Source organism: Cryobacterium sp. MP_M3 (assembly GCF_015752155.1).
Lineage (GTDB): Bacteria > Actinomycetota > Actinomycetes > Actinomycetales > Microbacteriaceae > Cryobacterium.
Genome location: NZ_JADOVI010000009.1, coordinates 135,673 through 148,728 on the forward strand (window position 1 = coordinate 135,673; position 13,056 = coordinate 148,728).

Sequence of the window (13,056 nt, forward strand, 5' to 3'; positions counted from 1 at the left end):
CATGCAACCCTTCGATCCGCCGGCACACGGGGCCAGCGGCACCCAGATCGCGTTCGACGAGCGCCGGCTGCGCTACCTCGAGTGCCTGGCCACCCGGTCCTTCGTCAGGGGGCGCCGCTTCGAACGGTGGAACGCGGCCGAGAAGCGGCGCGCCCCCGTGCCGGTGGAGGGCAGCAAGACGGGAGAAGTGCGCTCGCCCTACGACGCCGGCCACGCCACCCTCTGCGACGCCGTGCACGACCTCGGCCTGGAGGCGCTCGACCCGGGCCTGGCGGTGATCGCCGCCGAACTCGATGCGCTGCCCGAAGCCCAGCGCGACGCCCGGCAGCGGGACTGGCTGCTCACCGACAACCGGGAGACGGCTCTGGCCAGGGCGCTGCTCGTGCGGGCTCGGCCGGAACGACAGGACGAACTCTTCGGCTGGGACCGCACCGGGGTGACCCCCGAGGCATACTGGGCGAAACTCGAGGTGCCATCTGTGCACATGGAGTACCTGCTGGAAACCGCCGACTTCGGCGCGAACGAGATCCTGCGTCTGCTCTACCTGCTGGGCGACACCCCGGAGCACCTGCAGGATGCCGCCCTGCTCTGGCGGGACCCGGCCAGCCAGGGCCGCGACCCGAACTTCCCGGAGAGCGTCGCATCCGCACTTCATTCCTCGTTCACGAATTTCAAGTACTGGTTCGATGACCCGTTCCGCTGCGATGAGTTCTCCGGTCGCGCCAAAGAGATCCGCACGAAGAAGACCGAGCTGGCCAACTCGGTCAATCGCCATGAGGAGATGGAGGACGGCCAGGACATGACCTACTGGTCGGAGAACCACCGGCTGCTCTTCGCCACCGCCGAATACCTGGCCGGGCAATACTGGCCGGGAGACCCGTTCGTGTCCCAGCGCGCCAATCGCAGGGACGGGCCGGACGGGCCGCCGCGTCCGGGCGACCGCACCGGGGCCGAACACCGCACGGCCGCAGCCGTGCGTGTGCTGCGCTGGCTCAACGAACGCCTGCGGCTGGGCTTCGCCGAGTGGAACGCCCCCGGCTACTATGTGGAAGACCTGCTGCCGTTGTTGAACCTGGCCGACTTCGCGGTCGACCCGGAGATTCGCACCCGGGCGGTCATGGTGCTCGATCTGCTCGTCTTCGACCTGGCCGTGGCCTCCCCGACGGGCGCATTCGCCGGCTCGGCGGGCCGGGCCTACTTCGAGAACAAGAACTGCGTCTGGGAGCAGGGCACCCGGGACACCGGTGAACTGCTCTTCGGCCAGCTGGGGCACTTCGTTCAGTCCAGCAACGCCGCCGTGTTCCTGGCCACCTCCCCGGCCTACCGGCCCCCGGACGCACTGGTCGCCCTGGCCAGGCGCGGCCCGTCCCGGTTCACCGCCCGCAGCCGGGTGTCCATCGACTTCGACGAGGCGGCCGCCTACGCGGTGGGAACCAGCACCGCCGAGGACATGGAGTTCTGGTGGAGCCGGGCCGCCTACGCGACCAAACAGACGATCATCGCCTCCCGCCGGGTGGCGACAGAGGCCGGCCTCCTGCAGACGCCGCCGTTCAAGGCGATCCTGCCGATGATCAAGACCATCGCGGAGGCCATCGACACGGTCGAAGACATCGGCGCCGGCATCCTCGGCGGAGTCGCGGGGGCGATCGGCGGCTTCGCCGTCGGCGGCCCGGTCGGTGCGGTGATCGGTGGCGCGGCCGGGGCGATCGCGGGAGGATCCGCCCCGGACTTCACCGAGGTGGATGCCGCCGACACCTTCTCCGCGCTGACCGAGGGATCGGTGCTCAGCCGCGCCAACCTCTACTTCCACCGCACCGGCGGCGCGACCCTGGGCAGTGTGCAGAATTTCCGGCGGGGCCAGATCAACTTCCAGGGTCTGCCCTGCATCGCGGCACTGGCCGGCGGCGGCATGGTCTGGACCAGCTATCCCTCGGCCGGAACCCGGCTGACCGCGACCCTGCTGTTCGGTGCGGTCAAGATCGACGAGACACTCCTGCCGGCCGGCCATGACGGCCCGAACTGGTGGACCGGGAATGCCGTGCAGCCGCGGGTCGTGCAGCAGGGCGGCTCGGCGATCACGGCCTACCGGGCGCAGGCGATCCAGAATCTGCTGTTCGGCCCGCGCACCCACGCCTGGTTTCCGAAGAACCAGTTCGACGAGGTCGTCGGGCCGGAGGCCGCCCGGTGCAACCACGACTCGGCCCGCTGGTTCTTCGGGCGCAGCGGCGAGAGCTACGTGGCGCTGCTCTCGGCCAGGGAGACCACGTGGGCCGACAGCGGACCGTGGAAAGACACGGAGATCCGGGTCGACGGCGACACGAACGTGTACATCACCCAGATCGGCTGCGCCGCCGAGTTCGGCAGTTTCGAACGGTTCATGGCGATGGTGAGCCTGGCCCGGGTGCACATGTCCGGTCTGAACTCGAGCGGGGAGCTCCGCTGCAGCTACGACGTACCCCTGGGCGAACGGCTTGAGCTGCACTACGACGACGGGGCGCGTTACGGCGGTGACCCTGTCGTCGACGACGGCTTCCCCCGGCATCGGAGCCCGGTCGCCAGGATCGGCTGGCAACAGGACCGGTACGCGATCCAGCACGGCAATCGCTCCGTCGTGCACGATCTGGTGCGCGGCACCCGCACGGTCGGAGGCGTCCTGACCGAGCTGGTCCACGACACTCCGCTCACCGTGTACGCGCAGAATATGGCGCTGCTTCCGGGGCCGCTCTACAAGGGGATCGACCGGGACGCGGCCCTGGGCGCGCTGATCCGCCGCCTTCGGGATCGCGCCCCCGACGTGGTGGGCCTCAGCGAGATGTGGTCGGCCGACGACCGGCAGCGGGTCACCCACGAGCTGAGCGACCTGTACCCGTTCGTCGCCGAAGGGCCGCACGAGGCATCCGTCGACCTCGGCCTGACGGAGTTTGAGTTGATGGGCGGCGGCCTGCTGCTGCTGAGTCGGCACCGCATCGTGGCCGGCGGCGGCACGGTCTACCGGCAGTGCTCCGGCGAGGACTGCCTGAGCAACAAGGGCGTGTTGCACGCGCGCATCGAACCCATCGGGCACCCCTGCACGGTGGACCTGTTCCTCACCCACACTCAGGCGGCGTCGCCGACGATCGGCGGCACCGTCGCCGGTGCGCGCGCGGCCGTTCGCGGGCAGATCCGGCACCTGGCGGCCTTCATCCGGGCCAGCCGGGACGTGATCGGCCCGGCCATCCTGTTCGGCGACTTCAACGTCGATCTCTTCGCGCACCCCGAGCTCTACGACTACCTGGTGAGCGAGCTCGGCGATCCGGTGGACCTGGCCCCGACCACGGATGTCGCGGGTGTGGTTCGCCCCGCCGGCACCAGCGAGAGCGACGACGGCGAGATCTCCTCGTTCCACGACGGGCATCCGAGCCGCGCGGCCGACGACCCGGCGCGATTCGGCGCCACGGTCGAACGGCTGGACTACCTCTTCGCCTTTCCGGGGGCGCTTTACAGCCAGCACCGGGCGAACGCGGAGGTCGTGACCGTGCAGTGGGAACCCGGCCGGGACATGTCCGACCACTACGGCATCCAGGCCGAGATCGACACCACCCGGCAGGGCTTCCCCGAGGCCGGCGGCATCGCGGAGCTCGCGGTCACGCTGCTGAGTGTGACCTGCCTGCAGACCACGAGCGGTCCGGGCGACGACGAGGTGAGGTTCACCCTGACCGCCAGGACGAGCAACGGCCGGCTCCTCAGCCAGAGCACCCCGACGCTCGAAGACGTTTCCGCGGGCACCAGGCAGGTCTTCGAGCTCCAGCCGCTTCGCCTGCCCGACCCCGGCGACGAGCTGCGCCTGGGGCTGTCCGGCATCGAGGCCGACGACCTCTCGGCCGATGACTCGCTCGGCCGCACCCGACTGGTTTTCGACCGGCAGGAGCTGCTCGCGGTGCTGGGCACCGGGGTGTGCATCGTCACCTTTCCGCTTCTCCGCGGCGACGGCTCCGAATACGTGGTCGAGGTGGAACTCCGGCGCGGCGGTTGACCGTTCGCGACCTCGCCCGGCGGGACCTCCGGCCTAGCCGCGTCCCGGCCCGCGCAGTACGGTGCCTGAAAGGGGTCCTTCCGGCGCACCGGCGTCGATCCAGCGATCCCACGCAGGGTTGGAGTCTTCATGACCGAGCGCAGTGTGGTCTGGTTCAACGAGATCGGCCTGGCCGACATCCCCCAGGTCGGCGGCAAGAACGCGTCGCTCGGGGAGATGGTGCGATCGCTGGCGAGCCAGGGTGTGCGCGTGCCGGACGGGTTCGCGACGACCGCGGATGCCTACCGCGCCTTCATCACCGCGAACGGGATCGAGCCGGCCCTGCGCCACCGGCTCGAACTGTTCCACTCCGGCGAGGCGTCGCTCCGCGCCACCGGTGACGCCCTGCGCGAGTTGTTCCTGGGCGGGGAGTTTCCCGAGGAGATCGCCGACGGCATCCGCGTGTCGTACCGGGAGCTGTCGGAGAAGTCGGGCCAGGCCAACCTGGCCGTCGCCGTGCGCAGCAGCGCCACCGCGGAAGACCTGCCGGATGCCAGCTTCGCCGGCCAGCAGGAGACGTTCCTGAACGTGACGGGCGAGCGCGACCTGCTCGACGCCTGCCGCCGCTGCTACGCCTCCCTCTTCACCGACCGGGCGATCAGCTACCGGGAGGTGAAGAAGTTCGACCACCTCGAGGTGGCGCTGTCGATCGGCGTCCAGCGGATGATCCGCTCCGACGTGGGCGGCTCAGGGGTGATGTTCTCGATCGACACCGACAGCGGCTTCCCGGGTGCCGCCGTGATCAGCGCGGCCTTCGGCCTCGGCGAGACCGTGGTGCAGGGCACCGTCGACCCCGACAAGTACCTCGTCTTCAAGGCGCTGCTCGAGCAGCCCGGCTGCACACCGATCATCGAGAAGACCCTCGGGGCCAAGGCCCGCAAGATGGTCTACGCCAAGGGCGGCAGCGCCCGCACCCGCATGATCGACACGCCGGAACGGGAGCGTCAGTCCTTCGTGCTCTCCGACGCCGACATCGTGAAGCTGGGCCGCTGGGCGGTGATCGTGGAGAACCACTACGGCCGGCCGATGGACATGGAATGGGCCAAGGACGGCATCACCCGTGAACTCTTCATGGTGCAGGCCCGGCCCGAGACCGTGCAGTCGCAGGCCAGCGGCACCCGGTTCACGGTCAGCCGGCTCACCGAGGAGGGGCCCCTGCTCATCTCGGGGGTGGCGATCGGCGACAGCATCGCATCCGGGGTGGCCTGCGTGATCAAGGACCCGGCCGACATCGAGAAATTCGTCGACGGCGCCATCCTGGTCACCGAGATGACCGACCCCGACTGGGTGCCGATCATGACCCGGGCCGCAGGCATCGTCACCGACCACGGCGGACCGACCAGCCACGCGGCAATCGTCAGCCGGGAACTCGGAGTGCCGGCCGTGGTGGGAACCGGCACCGCCACCGATGTGCTCACGGATGGCCAGCTGATCACCATCTCCTGCGCCGAGGGTGACCAGGGCTTCGTCTACGAGGGCGGGCTCACCTTCGAGACCGAGGAGATCGACCTGGGTTCCGTGCCGAAGACCCGCACCAAGGTGATGGTCAACATCGCCAGCCCGGCCGCTGCCTTCGAGTGGTGGCGGTTGCCGGCGGACGGGGTGGGGCTGGCCCGGATGGAGTTCATCATCAACAACTTGATCCAGATCCACCCGATGGCGCTCGTGCATCCTGACCGGGTGACCGACCCGGTGGCTCTGCGGAGGATCGCCGAACTCACCCGTGGCTACGGCGACCCGAAGGAGTACTTCGTGCAGGCGCTGTCGCTGGGCATCGCCAAGCTCACCGCGCCGTACTACCCGAACCCGGTGATCGTGCGGATGAGCGACTTCAAGACCAACGAATACGCGCACCTGGTCGGCGGCGCCGGCTTCGAGCACTCGGAGGAGAACCCGATGCTCGGCTTCCGAGGCGCCTCCCGCTACTACGACGACCGCTACCGGGAGGGGTTCGCCCTCGAATGCCGGGCGATCAAGCGGGTGCGGGAACAGATCGGCTTCGGCAACGTGATCGTGATGGTGCCGTTCTGCCGCACCACGACCGAGGCGGACAAGGTGCTCGCGGTGATGGCCGAGAACGGGTTGACCCGCGGCGACCACGGGCTGCAGGTCTACATGATGTGCGAGATCCCGGCCAACGTCATCCTGGCCGAGCAGTTCGCCACCCGGTTCGACGGCTTCTCGATCGGCTCGAACGACCTGACCCAGCTGGTGCTCGGCGTCGACCGCGACGCCGAGGACCTCGCGGCCCTTTTCGACGAGCGCGACGAGGCGGTCAAGAGCATGATCAGCCAGGCGATCGAGAAGGCGCACGCCGCCGGTATCAAGATCGGCATCTGCGGCCAGGCGCCGAGCAACTATCCGGACTTCGCCGCCTTTCTCGTCCAGGAGGGCATCGACTCCATCTCGCTCAATCCCGACAGTTTCCTCAAGACGGTCAGTCACATCTCCGCCGCCGAGCGCCAGCTCGACACCGCCTGAGCGGTCGTTCCCGTCGTCGGTGGGGCCCGTCGCCGGTGGGGCCAGTCGTCCCCGTCGCCGGTGGGACCCGTCGTCCCCGTCGTCGGTGGGGCCCGTCGTCCCCGTCGTCGGTGGGGCCCGTCGTCGGTGGGGCAGTCTCGGCCCGGTAGCGGCCGGGCTCCCGTCCCAGCCCCGCCCGTCCGCCCGCCTCGCCGACGACCGGCCAGCCTCGCCGACGACTGGCTGGCCTCGCCGAACTGTGAGTTAAGCACCTTTTTCCTGGGGGCAAACGGATGCTTAAGTCACAGGTCGGCGAGGTCTGGCGGCCGTGTTCGTCCGACTGGGATCGGGTCGGGTCGGGGCGGGTCGGGGCGGGGCCGTGAGCCTGGGTCTGCGGGCGCCGATGTTCGCCGAGATGTGAGTTGGGCAGCCGTTTCCTGGGCAAAGTCAAGGGGTCGGGGCAACGCGGGGGTTTATGCCGCGTGTAGCAGCTGGTTCAGCCGGTTGGCTGGGGTCTCGAGGTCGAGGGTGGGGCGGGATGAGGGGCGGCGGCCCGGTCAGGCGCCGGACTCGTCGTAGCGTTCGAGCAAGGCCTGTTCGTACTCGGCTTCGGCGGCGTCGGCCTCTGCCCTGGCCCCGGCAACCCGGGCGCTGATGGTGTGCTCTGCCTTCTCGATCCGCAGGACTTCTTCCGGGCCGGCGTTTGCGAGCAACTCCTCCAGGGTGTCCGGGTCGAGGTGGGTGGCCGCGACGGCGTCCACCTCGGAGCGCAGAACCGCGGCCTTGCTCCGCAGGATGCGCACGCGCGCGTCCCGGGCGAGCTGCCGCGGCGTGAGCCCGGTCGCCTTGTCGGTGCCCTCGATCGCCTTCTCGGTGGCGGGCGTCCCGGTGCCGGTCTTGTCGGTGCCGTTCTTTTCGGTGCCGTTGTCGTGTTCTGCGTTGGTCATGGTGCCTCCCCGTTCGGTGGCAGCCTAGCGCGCGGGCCGGTCGCCGGAGTAGGCCAAAAGGCCCGGCTCCGAGCCGGCCTGGGCACCGCGAGCGGCGGGCCGGGCAGGGGCCGGGCTGGGCGGGGCGGGGCGGGGCTGGGCTGGGCGGGGCGGGGCGAGGCTGGGTGGGCTGGGCTGGGCGGGGCTGGGCCGGGTGGGGCTGGGCCGGGCTGGACTGGGCCGGGCCGGGCCGGGCGGGGCTGGCAGGGCAAGGGCTGGCCGGGCTGGGCTGGGCCGGGCAAGCGCGGCCGGACGAGGGCGGGCGGGGCTGGGCTGGGCGGGGCTGGGCGGGGCTGGGCTGGGCCGGGTCGGGCAGGGGCGGGTCGGGCAGGGGCGGGCCGGACGAGGGCCAGGGTCAGGCCGGACGAGGGCCAGGGTCAGGCCGCCGAACCCGGCGCCGCACCGGACCAGGCCGCGCGCAGGAGCGCGGCGAGGCCGTCGGCGGTCACCGGGCGCGGGTTCGACGGCGGGACCGCCGCGAGGATCAATTCAACCGCCCGGGGAATGTCGCTCTCCCGGAAGCCGAGCTCGCGCAGAGTGGTCGGGGCGTGCAGACGGTCTCGGAGCGCGACCAGCCCGGCCACGGCAGACGACGCGCCGAGCGCGGTCGCGATCTGCGCCTCGGCCGCCGGGGCGGCGGGCACGTTGAACGCGACCACGTGCGGCAGCACCACGGCGTGCGTCTCCGAGTGCGGCAGCCCGAATGTGCCGCCGAGCACGTGGCTGATCTTGTGGTGCAGTCCCGAGCCGGTCGCCGAGAACGCGCCGGCCGCCAGATGGGCGCCGAGGAGCGCGGCCTCACGGCCGGTGAGGGAGCCGGGATCGGCGTCGACGGCAGGAAGGGCGACCGCGAGCATCCGGATCGCGTTGACGGCAACCGCGGCGGTGGCGGCGGTGGCGCCGGGCGCCCAGAGCGCGTCGACGGCGTGGGCGAGCGCGTTCAGCCCGCTCGAGACGCTGAGGCCGCGGGGGAGCGACCGGGTCAGCTCGGCATCGTAGATCACGACGGCCGGCAGCACCCGAGGGTCGACTCCGGTGGTCTTCAGGCCGCCGTCGACCAGGCCCCAGATCGCCGTGGTCTCCGAGCCGGAGTAGGTCGTCGGCACGGCCACGATCGGGAGCGGCCTCGCGGCGGAATCCTGTTGCCCGGCGCGCAGAGCGACCGCCGTGGCCAGGCCGATCGCCGAACCGCCGCCGATGGCCACGAGAGCGTCGACTCCGGCGTCCAGGGCCGCCTGGGTTGAGCGCTCGGCCAGCTCGACCGGCACATGCTGCACGACCTCGTCGAAGACGAGGGCCGGGCGGATGCCGCCGAGCACCCGCGCGGAGCGCTCCAGTTCGCGCCGGGTGCCGATCAGCATCGCCTGCCGCATGCCCAGCTCCGCCAGCACAGTCGGCAGCAGCTCCCCGGCCCGGCCGGTGCCGAACAGCACCCGCTGCCGGTGGGCCCGGCCCGAGTCGGCCGGGCCAGAGTCGGCCCGGTCCGAGTCGGCCGGGCCAGAGGCGGCCGGTCCAGAGTCGGCCGGGCCAGAGTCGGCCTGGCCCGAGTCGGCCGGTCCAGAGTCGGCCGGTCGAGAGTCGGCCGGGCCAGAGTCGGTCTGGTTCGAGTCGGCCGGGCCAGAGTCGGCCTGGCCCGAGTCGGCCGGTCCAGAGTCGGCCCGGCCCGAGACAGCCCGGCCCGAGACAGCCCGGCCCGAGTCGGCCCGGCCCGGCCCGGCCCGATACTCGAAACCGAAGGGCCGGTCCGGTGCAGCGGGTTCCGCGGCTGCGCCCGGGCCCACGATGAGACCTTTCGGCGCGGGCATCAGCCGGCGGCCGGCTGCTGGTGGGCCAGCCAGGACCGGGCGGCGGCGACATCCGTTGCGGCGATGCCGTGCCCGCCGCCCCGGAGTTCCTGCTCGACCGCTGCTCCCCGCGCGGAGAGCGCCGCAGCGACCGTGTCGACGCTGGTCAGCGGGGCCATCGGGTCGGTGCGGCCATTGAGCAGCAGCACCGCGGTCTCGGAGAGGTCGGTCTTGAGGCTGCGGCCGTCGAGCGGAAACATGCCGGAGAACGCGATCACCCGTTTCACGGCCTCCGGGTGCAGCAGCGCCGTGGCGAGGGCGATGTTGGCACCGTTGGAGAAGCCGACGGCGACGATCGGGCGCTCGCCGAGGTCGTAGTGGCGACGGGCCCAGGCCAGGAAGCCGGCCAGTTCGGCGGCCCGGCGCACGACGTCGTCCACGTCGAACACGCCCTCGGACAGCCGGCGGAACCAGCGGCGCAGGCCGCCCTCGGTGACCGGCCCGCGCGGGGAGAGGAGGGTGGCGGCCGGGTCGAGGGCGTCGGCGAGGCCGAGGATCTCCTCTTCGTTGCCGCCGGTGCCGTGCAGCATCAGCAGCACGGGGTCGTTCGCCGAGGAAGGCTTACCCGCCCGGTAGACGTGGGGCCAGTCGGGGGCCGGCGGCCCGGCCGGGGTGTCCCGGCCGGGCGTGGGGTTCGTGTTCGCGGTCATCGCTACTCGGTGCCGGGGGTGGTCAGGGCCAGCGCAGGGTTGTTCTCGGCCGGCAGGGTGATCGGTGCGACGGCGTGCTCGATCTGGTCGCGGCTGGGCTCCAGCCACGGCGGCAGCTTGAGCGACCGACCGAGTTCGAGCAGCGGTTCGTCGATGTCGAAACCGGGGGTGTCCGTGGCGATCTCGAAGAGCACCCCGCCCGGCTCGCGGAAGTAGATCGAGGTGAAGTACTGCCGGTCGAGGATGGCCGTGACACCGTAGCCGCGGTCGACGAGCTCGGCCCGCCACTGCTCCTGGGTGGTCTTGTCCGGCACCCGGAACGCGATGTGGTGCACGGTTCCGCCGGCGGTGAGGCCGACCTGACCCTTCGGGTCGGCGATGATGTCGACGATGTTGCCCGCGGCGCCGTCGCCGGCACCCACCCGGATGCGATCGCCGGACTCGGAGAGAATGCGCATGCCGAGGTCACGGGTGAGCACCTCGACGGTGCCGGTCGGGTCGGCGACGGTGAGCACGGAGGAGTGCTGGCCGCGCACGGCGAATTCGGCGGGCACGGATGCCGAGTCCCACGGATTGCGCGGATCCACCGTCGACGACGCCACGAGGTCCAGCTGCAGGCCGTCGGGGTCGCGCAGGGAGAGCCGCTCCTCATCCGAGGACCGGGAGACGAGCGTCGAGTCGACGCCGAGCGCCCTGAAGTGGTCTGCCCACCAGCCGAGGCTGCCGGCCGGAACAGAGAAGGCCGTCGACGTCGACTGCCCGGAGCCGGTTCGTCCGCTGGAGATGCCGGTCCACGGGAAGAAGGTGAGCAGCGAACCGGGCCGGCCCGCGTCGTCACCGTAGTAGAGGTGGTACGTGCCGGGGTCGTCGAAGTTGACGGTCTTCTTGACCAGACGAAGGCCGAGACCCTTCACATAGAAGTCGATGTTGCGCTGCGGTGCGCCGGCAATCGCGGTGACGTGGTGCAGCCCGGAGGTGTGCATGCTCATGAGGTCCCTTTCTGGTGGTGACGCTGACTTTCATGCAAACGCATGTTTCTGGGATTTCATTCCTGATCGCCCGAACTGCCAGCATCCGACCGCCTCCGACCGCGCCCGGCCCGCTCTCACCCCAGTCCCACCCCACTCTCGTCCCTCTCTCACCCGAACTGGGCATGTCGCATCCCGCCGAACGGGAGCAATATGGGAATCCAACTCTGATCAGGCAGGAGAGCGGGAGATGACTGACGCATCGTCTAACGACTCCGGCGACAACTACATCCACGACGACGACGAGGATGCCGGCACCACCAACGGCTACGAGGTCTACAACCCGCCCGCCGACCGCTTCCTGACCGCGCAGATGTGGTGGATCGCCAGCGAACTGGTGCGCCGGCATCCGCACCTCCGCATCTCCGGGGTCGAGGTCGACGACGGCGCCCGGCTGCTGATCGTGCACGACGAGCAGAACGCGATGAGCATCCAGTGGGATCTCGTCGGCGGCTGCAAGTTCCTGGTCAACGGGGTCGTGAACAAGATCAGCTGGATCGAGATGATGGCCGCCCTCAACCCGCACGACATCGTGCGTCGGATCGAGGTGGCGACCGGCCTCGGCATCCCGAAGACCCCGCCGGTCACGACGAAGCGCGCCCTGACCTACCGCCTGATCGCCAGCGCCCTGGCCACCGCGACCAACGATCGGCAGGGCTGGTACGCGGTTCCCGCGCCGATGCTGCACGACGAGGACCCGGCCGAACCCGGCTGTGACTACTTCCGCGGCTTCCCCTCTACCGTCGAGGCCCGCTCGCGTTACGTGGCGATGACCCTCGAGGAGTTCGACGCCGGCGATCGCAGCGTCTACTTCTTCCAGCCGTTCTGGGCGCTGCTTCGCGACCTGGACCCGGTCGCCATCTTCGACGCGGCGGGCGTGATCCACACGGTGCGCGGGTCGACCGAGCTGATGCCCGTCTACGAGCGCACGCACCGCACCCTGTCGATCGCGACCGTGCAGGTGCTCGGGGCCTACCTGCCCTGACCGGCAGCCCGCTGGTGCGCCCGGCGGCGGATGCCGCGGCCGGTGTTCCCGGGGGTTCTAGTTGATGCGGCCGAACTCGGTGAGCTTCGCGTGCAGCGTCGAGTCGCTGGGCTCGACCACGTGCGTTCCGTCGGGGAAGACGATCACGGGGATCCGGGTGCGGCCGCTGATCGCGTGGGCACGGTCCGCGCCGTCGTCGACGCTCTCGAGGTCGACGTAGTCGTAGTCGACGTTCAGCACATCGAGCAACTTCTTCGAGCGGCGGCAATCGCCGCACCACTCTGCGCCGAACATCGTGATGCGCTGGGCGGGGTCGGCGGAGGCTGCGGCGGTCGGTGCGTCGAGGTCGGTCATGGCCTCATCCTAGGTTGGGCGGCTGGGACCTTCGCCGGGCGCGACAGCTCGTGGCGCAGGTTTGGGAAGCGGGCGCACGCTGGAACATGCGCTCGCGGCCCAAAGGTGCGCCGCGGGAGCGGGTGCCGCGTGGGTGAGTGCGCCGCCAGGGCGAGGACGCGCCCGGGGTGACGGATGCCCGCCCTACCCGATCAGCGTGAGCATCAGCCGCGACTCCTCGAGTGCTTCGACCTCGTGCTGGAGCGACTCGTCGAGGCGGAGCAGCGCGCCGGGCACGAGGTCGGTGACCTTGCCGCCGGCGGTGACGCGCAGGCATCCGTCGAGGGCCTGCATGAGGAGGGTCTTCGGAGCTCGGTGTTCCTTGAGCACGTGCCCTGCCGCGAAGGTGAGCACCACCACCCGCACCCCCGGAGCGTTGAGCACGGTGCTGTGCCCGAGGCCGCCCGGGGCGAGGCTGGCGTCGGCGCGCACATCAGGAATGAAGGTGATCGGGGCCGCTGAGTTGTCCATTCCCTCACGCTAGCCCGGCGACCCGTCTCGCGCGGGTCGCGGCGCACCTTTGGGAAGCGGGCGCACGTTCCAGGGTGCGCCGGCTTCCCAAACCTGCGCCGCGAGCAACGGATGCCCCGAACGGGTGCCCGCGAAAGGCCCGACTTGACTCCAGAAGTGGGGGCTCGCAGCCGCCCGAAAACCGGCCC

General features: G+C 70.8%; 9 protein-coding genes. 3 read left to right on the forward strand and 6 right to left on the reverse strand.

Annotated elements, in window-relative coordinates:
* Position 1: 1 nt before the first annotated feature.
* Both IWX89_RS11885 and ppsA read left to right on the forward strand, forming a co-directional pair.
* Positions 2 to 4,012, forward strand: coding sequence for an endonuclease/exonuclease/phosphatase family protein (locus IWX89_RS11885; protein WP_196903766.1), 4,011 nt, complete (start codon positions 2 to 4; stop codon positions 4,010 to 4,012).
* Positions 4,013 to 4,141: 129 nt separating this feature from the next.
* Entirely contained in the window at positions 4,142 to 6,532 is a 2,391-nt protein-coding gene (gene ppsA, locus IWX89_RS11890) for a phosphoenolpyruvate synthase (protein WP_196903767.1), read from the forward strand.
* Positions 6,533 to 7,068: 536 nt separating this feature from the next.
* On the opposite strand, the gene IWX89_RS11895 is transcribed toward ppsA, so the two are convergent.
* The 4 genes from IWX89_RS11895 to IWX89_RS11910 all read right to left on the reverse strand — a co-directional run bounded on the left by IWX89_RS11895 (position 7,069) and on the right by IWX89_RS11910 (position 10,980).
* Entirely contained in the window at positions 7,069 to 7,458 is a 390-nt protein-coding gene (locus IWX89_RS11895) for a hypothetical protein (RefSeq protein WP_196903768.1), read from the reverse strand.
* Between the two features lie 416 nt (positions 7,459 to 7,874).
* Positions 7,875 to 8,930, reverse strand: coding sequence for a maleylacetate reductase (locus tag IWX89_RS11900; RefSeq protein ID WP_307836533.1), 1,056 nt, complete (start codon positions 8,928 to 8,930; stop codon positions 7,875 to 7,877).
* A gap of 371 nt (positions 8,931 to 9,301) precedes the next feature.
* Complete coding sequence (locus IWX89_RS11905; protein ID WP_196903770.1) at positions 9,302 to 9,991, reverse strand: alpha/beta hydrolase; 690 nt, start codon at positions 9,989 to 9,991, stop codon at positions 9,302 to 9,304.
* A 2-nt stretch (positions 9,992 to 9,993) separates the two neighbouring features.
* Positions 9,994 to 10,980, reverse strand: a complete 987-nt coding sequence (locus IWX89_RS11910; protein WP_196903771.1) for a ring-cleaving dioxygenase — start codon at positions 10,978 to 10,980, stop codon at positions 9,994 to 9,996.
* Positions 10,981 to 11,209: 229 nt separating this feature from the next.
* Between IWX89_RS11910 and IWX89_RS11915 the strand changes: the two genes are divergently transcribed.
* Complete coding sequence (locus IWX89_RS11915) at positions 11,210 to 12,004, forward strand: hypothetical protein (protein WP_196903772.1); 795 nt, start codon at positions 11,210 to 11,212, stop codon at positions 12,002 to 12,004.
* 57 nt (positions 12,005 to 12,061) lie between these two features.
* Here the strand turns inward: IWX89_RS11915 and IWX89_RS11920 are convergent, their stop codons facing one another.
* Both IWX89_RS11920 and IWX89_RS11925 read right to left on the reverse strand, forming a co-directional pair.
* Positions 12,062 to 12,358, reverse strand: a complete 297-nt coding sequence (locus IWX89_RS11920) for a glutaredoxin family protein (RefSeq protein ID WP_196903773.1) — start codon at positions 12,356 to 12,358, stop codon at positions 12,062 to 12,064.
* A gap of 183 nt (positions 12,359 to 12,541) precedes the next feature.
* Positions 12,542 to 12,868, reverse strand: coding sequence for a cupin domain-containing protein (locus tag IWX89_RS11925; protein WP_196903774.1), 327 nt, complete (start codon positions 12,866 to 12,868; stop codon positions 12,542 to 12,544).
* Between the last annotated feature and the right edge of the window lie 188 nt (positions 12,869 to 13,056).

Coding starts and splice junctions, on each gene's coding strand:
- IWX89_RS11885 (WP_196903766.1), top strand. CDS start 2: ATGCAACCCTTCGATCCGCCGGCACACGGGGCCAGCGGCACCCAGATC.
- ppsA (WP_196903767.1), top strand. CDS start 4,142: ATGACCGAGCGCAGTGTGGTCTGGTTCAACGAGATCGGCCTGGCCGAC.
- IWX89_RS11895 (WP_196903768.1), bottom strand. CDS start 7,458: ATGACCAACGCAGAACACGACAACGGCACCGAAAAGAACGGCACCGAC.
- IWX89_RS11905 (WP_196903770.1), bottom strand. CDS start 9,991: ATGACCGCGAACACGAACCCCACGCCCGGCCGGGACACCCCGGCCGGG.
- IWX89_RS11910 (WP_196903771.1), bottom strand. CDS start 10,980: ATGAGCATGCACACCTCCGGGCTGCACCACGTCACCGCGATTGCCGGC.
- IWX89_RS11915 (WP_196903772.1), top strand. CDS start 11,210: ATGACTGACGCATCGTCTAACGACTCCGGCGACAACTACATCCACGAC.
- IWX89_RS11920 (WP_196903773.1), bottom strand. CDS start 12,358: ATGACCGACCTCGACGCACCGACCGCCGCAGCCTCCGCCGACCCCGCC.
- IWX89_RS11925 (WP_196903774.1), bottom strand. CDS start 12,868: ATGGACAACTCAGCGGCCCCGATCACCTTCATTCCTGATGTGCGCGCC.